Origin of the sequence: Geothrix sp. (assembly GCF_030219325.1) — a bacterium.
Lineage (GTDB): Bacteria > Acidobacteriota > Holophagae > Holophagales > Holophagaceae > Geothrix.
The window spans coordinates 368898-383159 of the sequence record NZ_CP126625.1 but is presented as its reverse complement, the minus strand read 5'-3'; the positions used below and the strand labels follow the sequence as shown (position 1 = coordinate 383159).

The window sequence follows — 14262 nt, the reverse complement described above, 5'->3', positions numbered from 1 at the left end:
CAGGCCGGCCTTTGCCTTACTCGGCCGCGACCACCCGCTTCGCCCGCCAGCGGCTGCGCTGCGCGGGATCCGCGATCCCCCCGGCGTGGCAGGTCCGGCAGGCCTCCAGGTGGGCATCCTGCCCCCGCCAGTAGACCCGTGACTCCCCGCCGAAGTCGGGGCGGCGCTCCATGGGGACGCGGGCCCAGTAGAAGGTCAGCGTGGGCCCAGAGGCCTTCATCTCCAGCGCGTGGATCGGACCGGCTTCCACGCCGGGGCGGCCCCAGCGATCCTCGGTGGAACTGAGCACGACCAGGGCCCCCTGCGGCAGCGGCTGGCCCGCCCGGTAGGCCGCGGCGGCCTCGGGGCTGACCCAGACGCGGATCCACCGGCCGCCATGGGCCGGGGACTTCACGGGCTCGGGATGGATGGCCTCCAGCGAGGCGTAGTCCAGGGCCCGGATCGGCAGCCTGGCCTCGGGATCGAGGTCGGCCTTGGGCGCGGGCGAGGCGACCGGGGCGGCCGGGGCGACGACGGACACCGTCCGGACATGGTCGTGGGCCAGACGGTACCCACCTTCGCCCACGACCAGCAGCGCGGCGGACCAGACCAGCCCGAGGAACAGCGCCAGCACACCCAGGCTTTCATGGTCCTTGCGCGGGCGGTTCATGGCCCAGGTGGCGCCGATGCCCACGACGAGGGAACCCAGACCCCAGAGGGCATGGCGGAACAGGAGCGCGGCAGGCTCCGAGCCGTGGGGAAGCACGGGCAGGAGGCGGTGGGGCGGAATCAGCGCCAGGAAGCGGCCCGTGGCGAAGCCGCTCACGAAGGCGCAGAGGGTGCCGAGGAGACCCGCCCAGCCCAGGTAGCGGGCCACGGTCCACCAGGGGCGGATCCCCCGCCCTGGCCGCTGGGAGGCGAACAGGGCCAACGGAAGCAGCAGCCCCGTGGCCACGGGGAGGTGGGACAGCAGGGCGTGCTTGAGGGCAATCCATTCCATGGGACCCTAACCTGTCGATGGGCATTCACACGCAGTCTGCCAGCCTCCGCGGGATCTAGGGAGGGGAATTGCTGTCACAATTGCCGCCATGAAGCAGACCCTTCTCCAGCACGTCCAGGCGGCCATCCAGCTGAAGCAGGTCTTTTTCGACCGGGAGATGGATCGCATCATCGCCCAGGCCGAGGACATGGCCGAACGCCTCCGCCGGGGCGGCCGGATCCTGGTCTGCGGCAACGGGGGCAGCGCCGCCGACGCCCAGCACCTCGCCGCCGAGCTCAGCGGGCGCTACGTCAAGGAGCGGCGGGCCCTGGCGGGCATCGCCCTCACCACGGACACCTCGGCCCTCACCGCCATCGGCAACGACTACGGTTTCGACCAGATCTTCTCCCGCCAGGTGGAGGCCCTGGGGCGCCCGGGCGACCTGCTCGTCGGCATCAGCACCAGCGGCAACAGCCCCAACGTGATCCGCGCCGTGGCTTCAGCCAAGGAGCTGGGCATTCGCACCCTGGGCCTGCTGGGCCGCGACGGCGGCAAGCTGGCGGGGCTGATGGACGAGGCGCTGGTGGTGCCTTCCACGGTCACCGCGCGCATCCAGGAGGTCCACCAGATGGTCTACCACTTCTGGTGCGAGGCCCTCGATGCCCACTTCTGAGGCCACCCGGTGATCGCTGTCGCGGGACTGCTGGTCCTGGCCATCCTGGGCCAGCCGCAGCCGCACACTTATCGGTGGCGGGACGACCACGGCCAGGTCCAGATCACCAACACCCCGCCCCCTCCGGGCGCGGAGGTGCTGGAGGCGCCCCCACCCCAGGCCGTCGAGCCCGGTCACGCCGGACGGCCGGAAATGCTCCGCCAGAGCGCGAACAGGGGCGGGCGGCGCCAGGCGCTGCTCAGCCCTGCCCAGCAGCAGGCCTGGGAGGCCCTGAACCAGCGCCTGGCCAGGGCGCGCGCCGAGGGGGACCGCCCGACCCTGGAGGCGGTGACGGACTCCCTCATCTATGACTGCCTCTGGGGCAACGGGCTGTGGGCGATGCCCGTGCTGCCCCTCCTCTCGGTGGCCCTCATGGGGCTCCTGGGCTGGTGGCTGGCCCTCGGCTTCCGGACGGGTCCCAAGCTCCCCCTGGTCGCAGGCTTCCTCCTGCTGGGGGCGGCCTTCGGCCACCTGGCCCTGAACGTCTTCCTCTACCATCCCCAGGCGGTGCGCCTGCGCCAGAACCTGGAGCTGCTCGAGCAGCACATGGGCACCGACCGGGCCCTGCGCCCGGAGCACCGGACCCTCCTGCAGCAGCGCTACGTCGCCCTCGAGCAGGCCGCGGAGCCCCTGCAGGCACCCTGGCGGTTCCCCGCCGAAGTGAAGGCGCTTCGCCAGGCCCTGAAGCAGGTGATGGTTGAACCCTGAGCTCGGGCGCCGGTTGCCCGAACTCCGGAGGGCGGCCCGGTCCGAACCCCTGGGTCTCTACCTCCATGTCCCGTTCTGCCTGGACCGCTGCACCTACTGCTCCTTCACCACCACGCGGGACCGGGCCCTCCAGCCGGAGACGATCCGGCGCCTCATCGCCGAGGTGACCGCCTGGGGCGCGGCCCTGGAACGGCCCGCGGTGGATACGCTCTACCTGGGCGGCGGCACGCCCTCCCTGCTGGCGGCCGATGAACTGGAGGCGCTCACGGCGGCCGTGCGGCAGGCCTTCGACCTGGGGCCGCTGGCGGAAGCCACCCTGGAGGCCAACCCCGGCACCGTGGACCTGGCCTGGCTGAGCCAGGCGCGCGGCCTGGGCTGGGACCGCATCAGCCTGGGCGTGCAGGCCCTGGACGACACCCTGCTGGCCCATCTGGGCCGCATCCACGGCTCGGCCCAGGCCCTCGAGTCCCTCGAGCTGGCAGAGCGGGCCGGCTTCCAGCGCCGCAGCGCGGATCTCATGGTGGGCATCCCCGGACAGTCCCTGTCAAAAGTGGTGGCGGACGCCCGCGTCCTGGCCGCCACCGGCCTCGAGCACCTCAGCATCTACCTGCTGGACCTGGACAAGGCCTGCCCCCTGCGCGGCGAGATCGATGCGGGGCGGCTGGTCCTGCCCTCGGAGGACGAGGTGGCCGACGTGTTCGAGGCCCTCCAGGCCGAGCTGCCCGCACAGGGTCTCCTGCCCTACGAGATCAGCAACTACGCCCGCCCCGGCGCCGAATCCATCCACAACACCCGCTACTGGGAGCGCCGTCCCTACCTGGGTCTGGGGCCCAGCGCCGCCTCCCAGCTGGGCCCCTTCCGATGGATCGAGTCCAGCGTCATCCCCGCCTGGGCCGAAGGCCGCGGCCAAGCGGACGTTCAGGAGTTGGACGCCGCGGAGATCCTGTCCGAGATCCCCCTGCTGGGTCTGCGCATGCACCGAGGCCTCGACTGGGGGGCCCTGCGGCACGAAGCCGACCGCCGGAACCTGCGCCCCCTCTGCGATGCCTGGGAGGCCCACCTGCGCAGCCTCGCCAAGGAGGACCTCGTCATATGGGAAGGCGACCACGTGCGCCTCGGGGCCAGGGGCATGCTCATGAGCAATGGCATCCTGCAGATGTTCGTCTGAGGCGGGAGGCCATTGGCATCGTATGATGATGTCTTCGGCCCCGCCGCCCCGGGGAACGCAGCGGAGTCCCCTTGCCCTACCTCGGCGAAAGCGCCGCCCTCCTCACCTCGCTCTGCTGGTCCCTGAACTCCGTCTGCTTCACGGTGGCCGGCCGGCGCGTGGGCTCGGCGGCGGTGAACCTGGGCCGCCTGCTCATGGCCTGGGCCACGCTGCTGCTGGTGCATCAGGTGGTCTACGGCAGCCTCTTCCCGATGCAGGCCGGCGGCGCCCGCCTGGGCTGGCTGGGCGTGTCGGGGCTCATCGGCTTCGCCCTGGGCGACGCGGTGCTCTTCGAGGCCTTCGTGCTCATCGGCGCCCGGCTCGCCATGCTGCTGATGACGCTCTCGCCCATCTTCAGCGCGCTGCTCGCCTGGCTGTTCCTGGGCCAGGCCCTGACCCTGCCCAAGCTCCTGGCCATGACCGTCACCCTCGGCGGCATCGCCTGGGTGGTGTGGGGCGGGGGCGACCACGAGAAGCATCCCCACCTCTGGCGTGGCATCCTGCTGGGCATCGGGGGCGCCCTGGGCCAGTCCATCGGCCTGGTCTTCAGCAAGTTCGGCCTGGCAGGGGATTTCCCGCCCATCTCCGCCAACCTCATCCGCGTCACCGCGGGCGTGGCGGCGCTCCTGCTCTGGTTCGGCGCCACGGGCCGCCTGCGGGGGACGCTCGGCGCCCTGCGCGATGGCCGGGCCACGGCCTTCATCGGGCTCGGCGCGGTCACCGGCCCGGTGCTGGGCGTGGTGCTCTCCCTCATCGCCATCGCCAAGGCCCCCATGGGCGTGGCCGCCACCCTCATGTCCCTGTCGCCCATCCTCCTGCTGCCCGTGTCCCACTTTGTCTTCAAGGAGAAGGTGGGCGGCCATGCCATCCTCGGGACACTGCTGGCCCTGGCAGGCGCAGCGGCGTTGTTCTTTGTCTAGCGACCCATTCGTGCGGCCAAAAAAAGTCACCGCCAAGACGCCAAGACGCCAAGACGCCAAGACGCCAAGAGAAATAAAACCTCATCTCTTGCTTTTCTTGGCGCCCTTGGCGCCTTGGCGGTGAAAATTATTTCAATTCGTGATTGCACATACCTGGAACAGGAGTTCCCATGCCGCTTCGCAAGGATCCCGTCAGCTGGCTCTATCCGCCCATCGAGCCGTACAAGGTCCAGCGGCTCAAGGTCTCGGACCTGCACGAGCTGCATGTCGAGGAGAGCGGCAATCCAAACGGCAAGCCGGTCGTCTTCCTCCACGGCGGGCCCGGCGGCGGCACCAGCCCCAAGCACCGCCGTTATTTTGATCCAGAGAAGTACCGCATCATCCTCTTCGACCAGCGCGGCTGCGGCGCGAGCACGCCCTACGCCGACGTGCGCGAAAACAGCACCTGGGACCTGGTGGCCGACGTCGAGCGCATCCGCGAGCACCTGGGCATCCAGCGCTGGATGGTCTTCGGTGGCTCCTGGGGCGCCACGCTGGGCCTGGCCTACGCGGAGGAGCACCCGGAGCGCGTGACGGGGCTGATCCTCCGCGGCATCTTCCTGCTGCGCCAGCGCGAGGTGGACTGGCTCTACCAGGAGGGTGCCAGCCGCATCTTTCCCGATGCCTGGGAGCCCTACCGCGACGCCATCCCCGAAGCGGAGCGCGGCGACTTCATGGGCGCCTACGCCAAGCGTCTGCTGAGCGAGGATCCGGCCGTGAACCTGCCCGCGGCCAAGGCGTGGAGCATCTGGGAGGGCGCCACCAGCAAGCTGATCCCCGATCCCGACTTCATCGCCTCCTACGGCGACGAGGCCACCACCCTGGCCTTCGCCCGCATCGAATGCCACTACTTCCTGAACAAGGGCTGGATGAGTGAAGCCCAGCTGCTGCGCGATGCGCCGAAGCTCAAGGGCATCCCCGGCGCCATCATCCAGGGCCGCTACGACATGGTCTGCCCCATCGAGAGCGCCTGGGCCCTGTCCAAGGCCTGGCCCGAGGCGGATCTCGTCATCGTGCCGGACGCCGGCCACAGCGCCTACGATGCCGGCATCTCGCGGGCGCTGGTCTCCGCCACGGACCGGTTCGCGAACTGAAGCTGTGATGCAGTAGCCTTCGGCCCGGGTATATAGTCAGGCACCCCACAGGTGCCAGCGATGTCGAACCCGGAGCGCGTGCGTTCAATGGCCGATCCAGCGTCTGCGGGCCTGAGCCACGACCGCATGCAGGCTCTTCTGGCCTATTCCTGGGACATCCTCTCCCTCCTCGACGGGGAGGGGCGCCTCATCTACAACTCGCCGGCCGCCCAGCGTCTGCACGGTTTCAGCCCCGAGGAGATGGATGGACGCAGCACCTTCGAGTTCTTCCACCAGGAGGATGCGCCGCGCGTCGGCGAGGCCTTCCAGGCCTGCCTCGCCCAGCCGGGGCAGCCGGTGCGGGTGGAGTATCGCTATGCGCGCAAGGACGGCTCCTGGATCTGGATGGAGGCGGTGGCCGTCAACCTCCTGGACACGCCCTCCGTCCAGGCCATCGTGGTCAACTCCCGGGACATCAGCGAGCGGGTGGCGGCGCAGCAGGCGCTCCGCGACTCCGAGCGCTTCGCCGACCGGATCCTCGATGCCCTGAGGCACAACCTCACGGTGCTGGACGGGGAGGGCCGGATCCTCAAGGTCAACGGGGCCTGGCAGGACTTCGCCTCCGCCAACGGCCTGCCCGCCGGCTTCCCCTGGGAAGGCGTCAACTACCTGGATGTCTGCGCGCGGGCGACGGGTGCCGATGCCGACACGGCCCAGGCCATGGCGGAGGGGATGAAGGCCGTGCTGCTGGGGGGATTGCCGGAGTTCACCCTCGAATACCCCTGCCACTCCCCCGGCCAGCAGCGCTGGTTCCAGGCCCTCGTCACCCCCTTCCAGGGCCTCGGTCCAGCCCGGCTGGTGGTGTCCCACCTCGACATCACGAGCCTGCGGAAGGCCGAGGAGAACCGCCTTCAGCTCGAGCGCCAGCTGCAGCGCTCGCAGAAGATGGAAAGCCTGGGGAGCCTTGCCGGCGGCGTCGCCCACGACATGAACAACGTGCTCGGCTCCATCCTCGGCATGGCCTCCATGCACCAGGAGCTCCATCCCGCGGACTCGCCCGCCCAGCAGGCCTTCTCCATCATCGCCCGGGCCTGCCAGCGGGGCGGCGGCCTGGTCCGCCGCCTGCTGGACTTCGCCCGCCAGGACCTCACGGAAACCAAGGTGGTCGATCTGAACATCCTGCTCCAGGAGGAGGTCCTGCTGCTGGAGCGCACCACCCTCGGGCGGGTCCAGTGCACCACGGAGCTGGCGCCGCAGCTGCCATTCATCCGCGGCGACTCCAGCGCCCTCGTCCATGCCGTCATGAACCTCTGCCTCAATGCCGTCGACGCGATGCCGGAGGGCGGCGAGCTCCACCTCCGCACCCGTCCGGGACACCGGGGCTGGGTCGAGCTCGAGGTGGAGGACACGGGGACCGGCATGCCCAGCGAGGTGCTGGAGCGGGCCATGGACCCCTTCTTCACCACCAAGCCCCCGGACAAGGGCACCGGCCTGGGGCTCTCCATCGTCTACAGCACGGTGAACGCCCACCAGGGCACCATGGAACTGCACAGTGAGCCCGGAAAGGGCACCCGGGTCACCCTCCGGTTCCCCACCATCGACTTCACGGTGGTTGAAGAAACCCCTCCGCCCCTGGGCGGGCTGGGCGAAACAGCCCGTCCCATGGACATCCTGCTGGTGGACGACGACGAGCTGATCAGGGCCACGCTGGGGCCGGTGATCCGCTGCCTGGGGCATCGCGTCACGCTGGCATTCAGCGGCGAAGAGGCGCTCGGGCGCCTGGCCGCCGGGAAGGTGCCCCAGGTCATCATCCTCGACATGAACATGCCCGGCCTGGGTGGGCAGGGCACCCTCCCCCTGCTCCGCGACCGGCACCCCGACCTGCCGGTGTTCCTCGCCACGGGCCGCGTCGATCAGGCGGCCCTGGAGCTGGCCCGCACCTACCCCGGCGTCACCCTCATCCCCAAGCCCTTCAGCATGAGGGACCTGAAGGAGCACCTGGACGCGGTGGCGGCCCGGCTCAAGACCTGACCGCGCTCACGCCCTGAAGTGGGCCCTCAACCCTTCACCCGGCTCTTGACGTGGTCATAGATGAACCACGCCACACCCGCCAGGATCAGCACGCCGATGACGGCATCGAGTTTGTGGAAGTAGGCGCCCAGGGTGTTCCACTTTTCGCCCAGCTTGTAGCCCACCCAGGCCAGGGCCAGGCACCAGGGCAGGCTGCCGGCGAAGGTGTAGAGGTGGAAGCGGGTGCGGTCCATCTTGGCGATGCCCGCAGGCAGGGCGATGAAGGTGCGCACCACGGGCAGCAGGCGACCGATGAAGATGGCCCAGGTGCCGAAGCGCTCGAAGAAGCGGTGGGCCTGGTCCAGGTGGCCCGTGTGCAGCCAGATGTAGCGGCCGTACTTCTCCACGGCGCGGCGTCCACCCCAGGCGCCCACCTCGTAGGCAGGAATGCTGCCCAGGTTGCAGCCCAGCGCCCCGAAGATTCCCGCGATCCAGATCTGCGCCACGGGGTTGCCCGCGCCCAGACCGAAGAAGGTGAGCTGGCCCTTGTAGGCGAGGTACCCGGCGAAGGGCATGATCACCTCGCTGGGCAGCGGAATGCAGGCGCTTTCGATGGCCATGAGCAGCATGACGCCCAGGGGCCCCATGGCGGCCATGAGGGCCACCATCCAGGCGACGATGGGGGCGAGGAGCTTCTGCAGCATGGAGGCATCCCAAAAGGACGAGTCTACCGGGAGGCTACACTGTCCGTATGTCCGAGGATCTCGTCCGCAACCGCAAGGCCCTGCACAACTACCACGTCCTCGAGACCTGGGAGGCCGGCGTCGCGCTCCAGGGCACCGAGGTGAAGGCCCTGCGGGCGGGCCTGGGACAGCTGCAGGACGCCTACGTGGACGCCGTGGGCGGCGAGCTCTGGCTCAAGCAGGCCCACATCTCACCCTACGAGTTCGGCACCTACGCCAACCACGATCCCCTGCGGGCCCGCAAGCTCCTGCTGCACAAGGCCGAGATCACCAAGATCACCGCCAAGGTGGTGCGCAAGGGCCTCACCATCATCCCCCTGGCCATCTACCTCAACGAGAAGGGCATGATCAAGGTGAAGGTGGCGCTGGCCGAAGGCAAGGCCGTGGGCGACAAGCGCGAGGCCCTGAAGCAGCGGGAGCAGAAGCGTGAGATGGACCGCATCCGGAAGGGCGCGCGGGAGTAGGCGCGATCTTCGCGCCTCAGGGTTTCCCGCTGGACTCTGGATCCGCCGGCGACGCGGGGGCTCCCCGTTCGAACCCGAGGTGGACCAGGCGCCCATCGACGCCGAACTTGAGCCGCACGGCCCGATGACCGGAGAAGGGAATCGCCACGACTGCGCCGCCGTAACCGCCCGCGGCGAAGAAGCCCCTCACTTCCGTCCAGCGGTAGATGAGGACTTTGCCGCCCTCCAGCACCTCGTCCGGCTCGCCCAGGCGAAGCAGCGCGTCCTCGCGGGTGGTCACGCCCACCTGGAGGGGGGCGGCGTAGTCCCGGGTGATCCGCCCCCGCCCGGCGAGCAGGCTCCCCGTCGGGAAAGGCCAGATCACGCAGCCGAGCGAGAGCGATAGGGCCAGGATGCCCATGAGCGGGGCGCCGGGGCGCCTCATTCGGACACCACCAGGCTGTGGCGGATCAGGCTGCCGTCGGCCGCGAAGACCAGCACCAGGTTCTCCATGCCGTGGGCCCGGAAGACGGGCACCTTCTGTTCCCGGTCCAGGCTCCGTCCCTCCCGGGTCCGCGCGCCAGAGGCCCGTCTGGAGAAGGCGTAGGTGAGGATCCGCTCCCCCTCGAGGTGGGCGCTGGGCGTTCCGAGCCTGAGGAGCACCTCCTCCCGAGTGGTCCTCCCATCCACCAGGAAGGCCAGCCACTCCGCCCGAAGCTCGGCGGGCTGCGCCTGCCTCAGCAGCGGCGGCGTGCAACCCGCCAGGAGCACCAGACTCAGGAGCAGGCCGCGCCGACGGAGGGGCGGGGACTTCTCCGGTCTCGGAGAGTGGAAGGGTGGCGGGTGATCCAATGCGGACTCCTAGGGAGCCTGGCCCTGCGGCGTGGATGCCGCTTCCCGGGGAGGCTGCTCGACCTTGCGCAGGTCCTTCACCAGGCTGTGCCGGACCAGACGGTCCTCCGGGCCGAACACCAGCACCAGGGTGGTGGTGCGGGGAAGGGCATAGGACCAGTCGCTCAAGACGCTGGTGCCCACCCGGCGCCATTCGCCGGACAGATCCACCACGAAGTCGTAGGTGAGGATCCGGCCACCCTCGAAGGCCGCGGAAGGAGTGCCGAGCCGGAGCAGGACCTCCTGGCGGGTGGTCCGCCCATCCTGGATGGGTTCCAGCAACCCGGCCTCGAAGGCGCGCGCCTTCTCCTGCACCACGCCGGGATCGACGCAACCGACCCCAAGGGCCAGACCGATGGGAAGGGCGAGGAGGAGGGCTCGAGAGCGCACGGGTGCCTCGGGGCGGCTGAGGGGAATGTGCGGGGTCAATGTAACCCCTGGGATCGCCTCCGTCAAAATCCCGGCGGAAGCTGTGTTCCCTTTCTGGAACTGCGTCCGCGGATCAGGCGCCCCATCCCCCCTGCGCGAACTTCGCCAGCTTCTCGTCGCTGCCCCGCAAGGCCAGGGCCCGGGCCACGAAGCGGCCGATGGGGTCGGCTTCGAGGTTGACGGCATCGCCCGGGCGCATGCCGCTCAGGGCGGTGCGCTTCACGGTCTCGGGGATGAGGGCCACGGTGAACCAGTCATTGCCGCAGTCCACCACCGTCAGCGAGATGCCATCCACGGCGATGGAGCCCTTGGGCGCGGTCATGGGCGCCTGGGCCGCGGGCAGGCTGAAGCGCCAGATGCCCTCGTCCAGGCCGCGCTCGCCATGGGGCCGCGCCACCAGCTGTCCAATGCCGTCCACGTGGCCCGACACCAGGTGGCCGTCCAGGGGATCGCCCACGCGCAGGGCCGGTTCCAGGTGCAGCGTCGCACCCAGCGCCAGGCGGCCCAGGGTGGTCTTGGCGAGGGTCTCCTCACTGAGCTCCGCCTCCCAGGCACGGCCATCCACGGCCGCGCTGGTGAGGCAGGCGCCGTTCACGGCGATGCTGGCCCCCAACTCCGCGCGGGCCAGCAGGTCTGCCGGGGCCGCGATGCGCAGCCGCGCCCCGCCGGGGCGTGAGGAGCGGGATTCCAGGGTGCCGAGATGTCTGATCAGGCCGGTGAACATGGCAACCATCTTACGCGAGGTCGCATTTGATTCCCCGACCGCAGGTGCTGCAGACGGTTTCAGCATGGTCTTCGAATTGGTGCCAAGGCTGGGCCGAATTGCCGACCAAGGGGGTCTTGCAGGAGGCACATACTACGCCCCAACGGCGACCCAACCAGATCGCGATCAAATCGAAGGGCAAGAAGGCCAACACAATGAGGCCGAAGAAGCACCCCCCAAGCAGGAATCCCCAAAGTGGGTGATTCCATGGAACCGAGGGAAAGTATCGCGGACCCCATTTGTTGGCATGTTGGGCCAACCAGTAAAGGAGCGTCATGGGTGGGAGCACGCAGGCCCAGGCGATTCGCCGAGCCCATGCAGCTTTGCGATTTGAACCTGGGGCAGCATGGAGGTGCTCTGCCAGGGGACGCTGGGCGTCGGTCCATTCCAGAACCGACTTGCATTTGCCGCAGGTCCCGCGCATGCCTCCTGGAAACGCGTTCCATTCCACCCGTTGGAGCAAAGTGGCGCCACAGGCAGGGCAAAGGGCACCCTCTCTCTTGCAGTCCCGTCGACTGGCATAGGCGATCCACGCTGCGGGGGGGAGGGCGACCCCGATGGCCAGAACGGCGAAGAGGTTTCGATCCTTGGGTAGCGATTTCCCGAAGATGAAGGTGGCCAGGGCAGCGGTCGCTCCAAAGATAACCAGGCGCTTCATTCGGACTTGGTACCGTGCCCAGACCTTCTGGATGGCCAGGTAGGTGTTCTGTGACAAGAGAACCGGGATGTTCGAAGGTTGAGTCATTTTCGCTCTATCTCGGAATGGCTGCCCCCAATCGGCTCTTCCGCGCTCCGTAGAGGAAGTAGATCACCAGGCCGATGCCCAGCCAGCCGAAGAAGCGATACCAAGTGAGGGCAGGCAGGCCCTTGGCGATCCAGAAGCAGCCGACAATGCCTGCTGGCGCCACGAACCAGGCGAAGGGCATGGTGAATTTGCGGGAGGCCTCGGGACGGCGCTTGCGGAGCAGGAGCACTGCGACGCAGACGATGACGAAGGCGAACAGCGTGCCGATGTTGGCCAGCTCCACCACCTCGTCGATGTTCAGCAGGGCCGCCGGGATGGCCACGAGGAAGCCCGTGAGTACGGTGGCGTGGCCAGGCGTCTTGAACTTCGGATGCACTTTGCCGAACCAGGGGCCCAGCAGACCGTCGCGGCTCATGCTCATGAAGATGCGGGGCTGGCCCACCTGATACACGAGCAATGCTGCGGTGGTGGCGATGACGGCTCCGAAGCTGATGACGGCGGCGATGCCGCCCATGTGGTGCTGGGTGAAGATGTAGGCCAGGGGGTCGGCGATGCCGCCGAGCTTCGTGTAGTGCAGCATGCCCGTCACCACCAGGGCCACGGCCGCGTAGATGAAGGTGCAGATGACCAGCGACCCGAGGATGCCCCGGGGCAGGTCCCTGCCGGGATTGCGGCATTCCTCCGCCGTGGTGCTCACCGCATCGAAGCCGATGAAGGCGAAGAAGATGATGGCTGCGCCCGCCTGGATGCCCTTCCATCCGTGGGGCACGAAGGGATGCCAGTTGCCCGTGTCGATGAACTTGATGCCGAGGCCCACCACCGCCAGCAGGATCATCACCTTGATGACCACCATGACGCTGTTCACCCGGGCGCTCTCCTTGATGCCGATGTAGCAGAGCCAGGTGATGAGGGCCGTGATCACCACCGCCAGGAAGTTGATGGTGATGGGCATCCCGGCAATCGTGGGCGCAGCCTTCACCACGTCCCAGTTGAGGAAGGTGGCGGCGCCGTTGGCCAGGCCTGCCTTGGCCTGGGCCAGGGCGTGCAGCTTGGCGGAAAGGTCCATGGCGGGCACACCCTCCACCAGCTTCAGGGCCGAGCGCGGGTCCATGCCCAGCCAGCCCGGGATGTTCACGTGGAAGACCGTGGAGAAGAAGCTGCGGGCGTAGTCGCCCCAGGAGATGGCCACGGCCACGTTGGAGATGGCGTATTCCAGCAGCAGGTCCCAGCCGATGATCCAGGCCATGAGCTCGCCCAGCGTCGCGTAGGCATAGGTGTAGGCGCTGCCCGACACGGGGATCATGGAGGCCAGCTCGGCGTAGGCCAGGGCCGTGAAGCCGCAGATGAGGGCCACGATGAGGATGCTCAGCACCAGACCTGGTCCGGCGGGCAGGCGCCCGTCCGCCATGTTCCCCGCCGCGGCGGTGCCGATGCTGGAGAAGATGCCGGCGCCGATGATGGCGCCGATGCCGAACATGGTCAGGTCGAAGGCCCCCAGGTTCTTCTTGAGCTGGTGTTCGGGCTCGTCCGCGCTGGCACGCAGCTGCTCCAGGGACTTGGTGCGGAAGAGGCGCTCGAACATGGGGACCTTGGGAGAAGCACCATGCTATCAGCTGCCCCTGAAGGCCGAGACCTGAGGCCTGAAGCCTGTACCCTGTAACCCATGCGTCTCTGGAACGACCGCCACCTGCGCCTGTCCCTCACGGGGCTCGGTCTGCAGTACCTGCTGGCCCTGCTGGCGGTGGGCGCGTTCTCCGTCAACACCGGCAACAACCTGCTCTACCTGGTGTTCTCTCTCATGCTGGGACTCTTCCTGGTTTCGGGCGTCCTCAGCCGCCGGGCCCTGCAGGGCCTCCGGCTGACGGGCCTGGAGGAAGGCAACCTCTTCGCCCGGGTGCGGGGCGGCCTCCGGCTGCGCCTCCAGGACGAGGGACACGGCCGCCTCCGGGGGCTCGAACTGCATCTGGTGCTGGACGACGGCGCCGTGGAACCCGGGTTTCTGGGCATCGCCAGCCGGGAGGGGGAGACGACGGTGGTCCTCCAGGCCCGGGTGGCCCACCGGGGCTGGACCCGGCTGCGGGCCCTCGAATTCCGGACCCGCTTCCCCTTCGGCCTGCTGGAGAAATCCCGGTTCATCGAGCTGGACCACCAGGCCCTGGTACTGCCCCATCCCCGCACGCCACCCGCCCAGCCCGCCAGCTGGCGAGGCGAAGGGCACCGCACCCTGGCCCAGGAGGGCACCAGCAGTCCCGAAGGGGCCCGGCCCCTGCGGCTGGGCGACTCGCCGGGCCGGGTCCACTGGAAGCGCACCGCCCAGCGCAGCCAACCCTGGGTGCGCACTTTCGAGGAGGAGCGCCCCATGGGCCTGCATCTGCGGGTCGATCTCACCGCCTGGGGCCCTGGACGTCCCTTCGAGCGGGAACTGGAGCGCCTGTCCGGGGCGATCCTGCAGGCCCGGCTCCAGAAGCGGGACATCAGCCTGGAGGTGCAGGGTCCCGAGGGGATCCGGGAGGTCCACGGCCACACGCCCTGCTGGCGGGCCCTCGCCCTGGCCCAGGCCGCGGGAACCGGGGAAGGCGGAACCAGCCTGGCTCCGCTAAGCTGAACCTTCGAGGAGGCGC

The 14262-nt window shown here is 69.1% G+C and carries 15 protein-coding genes; 8 read left to right on the top strand and 7 right to left on the bottom strand.

Features of this window, described 5'->3' with window-relative positions:
* Positions 1 to 16: 16 nt before the first annotated feature.
* Positions 17 to 979 (bottom strand): hypothetical protein, encoded by a 963-nt coding sequence (locus QOZ81_RS01610; protein WP_291202605.1) that lies wholly within the window; start codon positions 977 to 979, stop codon positions 17 to 19.
* 88 nt (positions 980 to 1067) lie between these two features.
* Here QOZ81_RS01610 and gmhA point away from each other — a divergent pair, with 88 nt between their 5' ends.
* From gmhA to QOZ81_RS01580, 6 genes are all read left to right on the top strand, one after another.
* Entirely contained in the window at positions 1068 to 1631 is a 564-nt protein-coding gene (gene gmhA, locus QOZ81_RS01605; RefSeq protein ID WP_291202608.1) for a D-sedoheptulose 7-phosphate isomerase, read from the top strand.
* Between the two features lie 9 nt (positions 1632 to 1640).
* Entirely contained in the window at positions 1641 to 2378 is a 738-nt protein-coding gene (locus QOZ81_RS01600) for a DUF4124 domain-containing protein (protein WP_291202611.1), read from the top strand.
* Positions 2368 to 3546, top strand: a complete 1179-nt coding sequence (locus QOZ81_RS01595) for a coproporphyrinogen-III oxidase family protein (protein ID WP_291202613.1) — start codon at positions 2368 to 2370, stop codon at positions 3544 to 3546. The genes QOZ81_RS01600 and QOZ81_RS01595 overlap by 11 nt, the downstream gene beginning before the upstream one ends.
* Before the next feature lie 71 nt (positions 3547 to 3617).
* Positions 3618 to 4505 (top strand): DMT family transporter, encoded by an 888-nt coding sequence (locus QOZ81_RS01590; RefSeq protein ID WP_291202617.1) that lies wholly within the window; start codon positions 3618 to 3620, stop codon positions 4503 to 4505.
* 170 nt (positions 4506 to 4675) lie between these two features.
* On the top strand, positions 4676 to 5638 hold the full coding sequence (gene pip, locus QOZ81_RS01585; protein WP_291202620.1) for a prolyl aminopeptidase: 963 nt from the start codon (positions 4676 to 4678) through the stop codon (positions 5636 to 5638).
* Between the two features lie 87 nt (positions 5639 to 5725).
* Complete coding sequence (locus tag QOZ81_RS01580) at positions 5726 to 7648, top strand: hybrid sensor histidine kinase/response regulator (protein WP_291202623.1); 1923 nt, start codon at positions 5726 to 5728, stop codon at positions 7646 to 7648.
* Positions 7649 to 7674: 26 nt separating this feature from the next.
* Here the strand turns inward: QOZ81_RS01580 and QOZ81_RS01575 are convergent, their stop codons facing one another.
* On the bottom strand, positions 7675 to 8331 hold the full coding sequence (locus QOZ81_RS01575) for a DedA family protein (RefSeq protein ID WP_291202626.1): 657 nt from the start codon (positions 8329 to 8331) through the stop codon (positions 7675 to 7677).
* Positions 8332 to 8378: 47 nt separating this feature from the next.
* Here QOZ81_RS01575 and smpB point away from each other — a divergent pair, with 47 nt between their 5' ends.
* Positions 8379 to 8834 (top strand): SsrA-binding protein SmpB, encoded by a 456-nt coding sequence (gene smpB, locus QOZ81_RS01570; RefSeq protein ID WP_291202629.1) that lies wholly within the window; start codon positions 8379 to 8381, stop codon positions 8832 to 8834.
* Between the two features lie 16 nt (positions 8835 to 8850).
* Here the strand turns inward: smpB and QOZ81_RS01565 are convergent, their stop codons facing one another.
* From QOZ81_RS01565 to QOZ81_RS01545, 5 genes are all read right to left on the bottom strand, one after another.
* Positions 8851 to 9258 (bottom strand): hypothetical protein, encoded by a 408-nt coding sequence (locus QOZ81_RS01565; protein WP_291202632.1) that lies wholly within the window; start codon positions 9256 to 9258, stop codon positions 8851 to 8853.
* Complete coding sequence (locus tag QOZ81_RS01560; protein WP_291202635.1) at positions 9255 to 9665, bottom strand: hypothetical protein; 411 nt, start codon at positions 9663 to 9665, stop codon at positions 9255 to 9257. The genes QOZ81_RS01565 and QOZ81_RS01560 overlap by 4 nt, the downstream gene beginning before the upstream one ends.
* A gap of 9 nt (positions 9666 to 9674) precedes the next feature.
* Positions 9675 to 10094, bottom strand: coding sequence for a hypothetical protein (locus tag QOZ81_RS01555; RefSeq protein ID WP_291202638.1), 420 nt, complete (start codon positions 10092 to 10094; stop codon positions 9675 to 9677).
* Between the two features lie 112 nt (positions 10095 to 10206).
* Positions 10207 to 10857: a riboflavin synthase gene (locus tag QOZ81_RS01550; RefSeq protein ID WP_291202641.1), complete on the bottom strand. Its 651-nt coding sequence runs from the start codon at positions 10855 to 10857 to the stop codon at positions 10207 to 10209.
* 791 nt (positions 10858 to 11648) lie between these two features.
* Positions 11649 to 13223 carry an amino acid permease gene (locus tag QOZ81_RS01545; RefSeq protein WP_291202643.1) on the bottom strand — a complete coding sequence of 525 codons (1575 nt, stop codon included), beginning with the start codon at positions 13221 to 13223 and terminating at the stop codon, positions 11649 to 11651.
* Between the two features lie 81 nt (positions 13224 to 13304).
* Here QOZ81_RS01545 and QOZ81_RS01540 point away from each other — a divergent pair, with 81 nt between their 5' ends.
* Positions 13305 to 14246 (top strand): DUF58 domain-containing protein, encoded by a 942-nt coding sequence (locus QOZ81_RS01540; protein ID WP_291202646.1) that lies wholly within the window; start codon positions 13305 to 13307, stop codon positions 14244 to 14246.
* Positions 14247 to 14262: the final 16 nt, after the last annotated feature.

Coding starts and splice junctions, on each gene's coding strand:
- QOZ81_RS01610 (WP_291202605.1), bottom strand. CDS start 979: ATGGAATGGATTGCCCTCAAGCACGCCCTGCTGTCCCACCTCCCCGTG.
- gmhA (WP_291202608.1), top strand. CDS start 1,068: ATGAAGCAGACCCTTCTCCAGCACGTCCAGGCGGCCATCCAGCTGAAG.
- pip (WP_291202620.1), top strand. CDS start 4,676: ATGCCGCTTCGCAAGGATCCCGTCAGCTGGCTCTATCCGCCCATCGAG.
- QOZ81_RS01580 (WP_291202623.1), top strand. CDS start 5,726: ATGGCCGATCCAGCGTCTGCGGGCCTGAGCCACGACCGCATGCAGGCT.
- QOZ81_RS01575 (WP_291202626.1), bottom strand. CDS start 8,331: ATGCTGCAGAAGCTCCTCGCCCCCATCGTCGCCTGGATGGTGGCCCTC.
- smpB (WP_291202629.1), top strand. CDS start 8,379: ATGTCCGAGGATCTCGTCCGCAACCGCAAGGCCCTGCACAACTACCAC.
- QOZ81_RS01565 (WP_291202632.1), bottom strand. CDS start 9,258: ATGAGGCGCCCCGGCGCCCCGCTCATGGGCATCCTGGCCCTATCGCTC.
- QOZ81_RS01550 (WP_291202641.1), bottom strand. CDS start 10,857: ATGTTCACCGGCCTGATCAGACATCTCGGCACCCTGGAATCCCGCTCC.
- QOZ81_RS01545 (WP_291202643.1), bottom strand. CDS start 13,223: ATGTTCGAGCGCCTCTTCCGCACCAAGTCCCTGGAGCAGCTGCGTGCC.
- QOZ81_RS01540 (WP_291202646.1), top strand. CDS start 13,305: ATGCGTCTCTGGAACGACCGCCACCTGCGCCTGTCCCTCACGGGGCTC.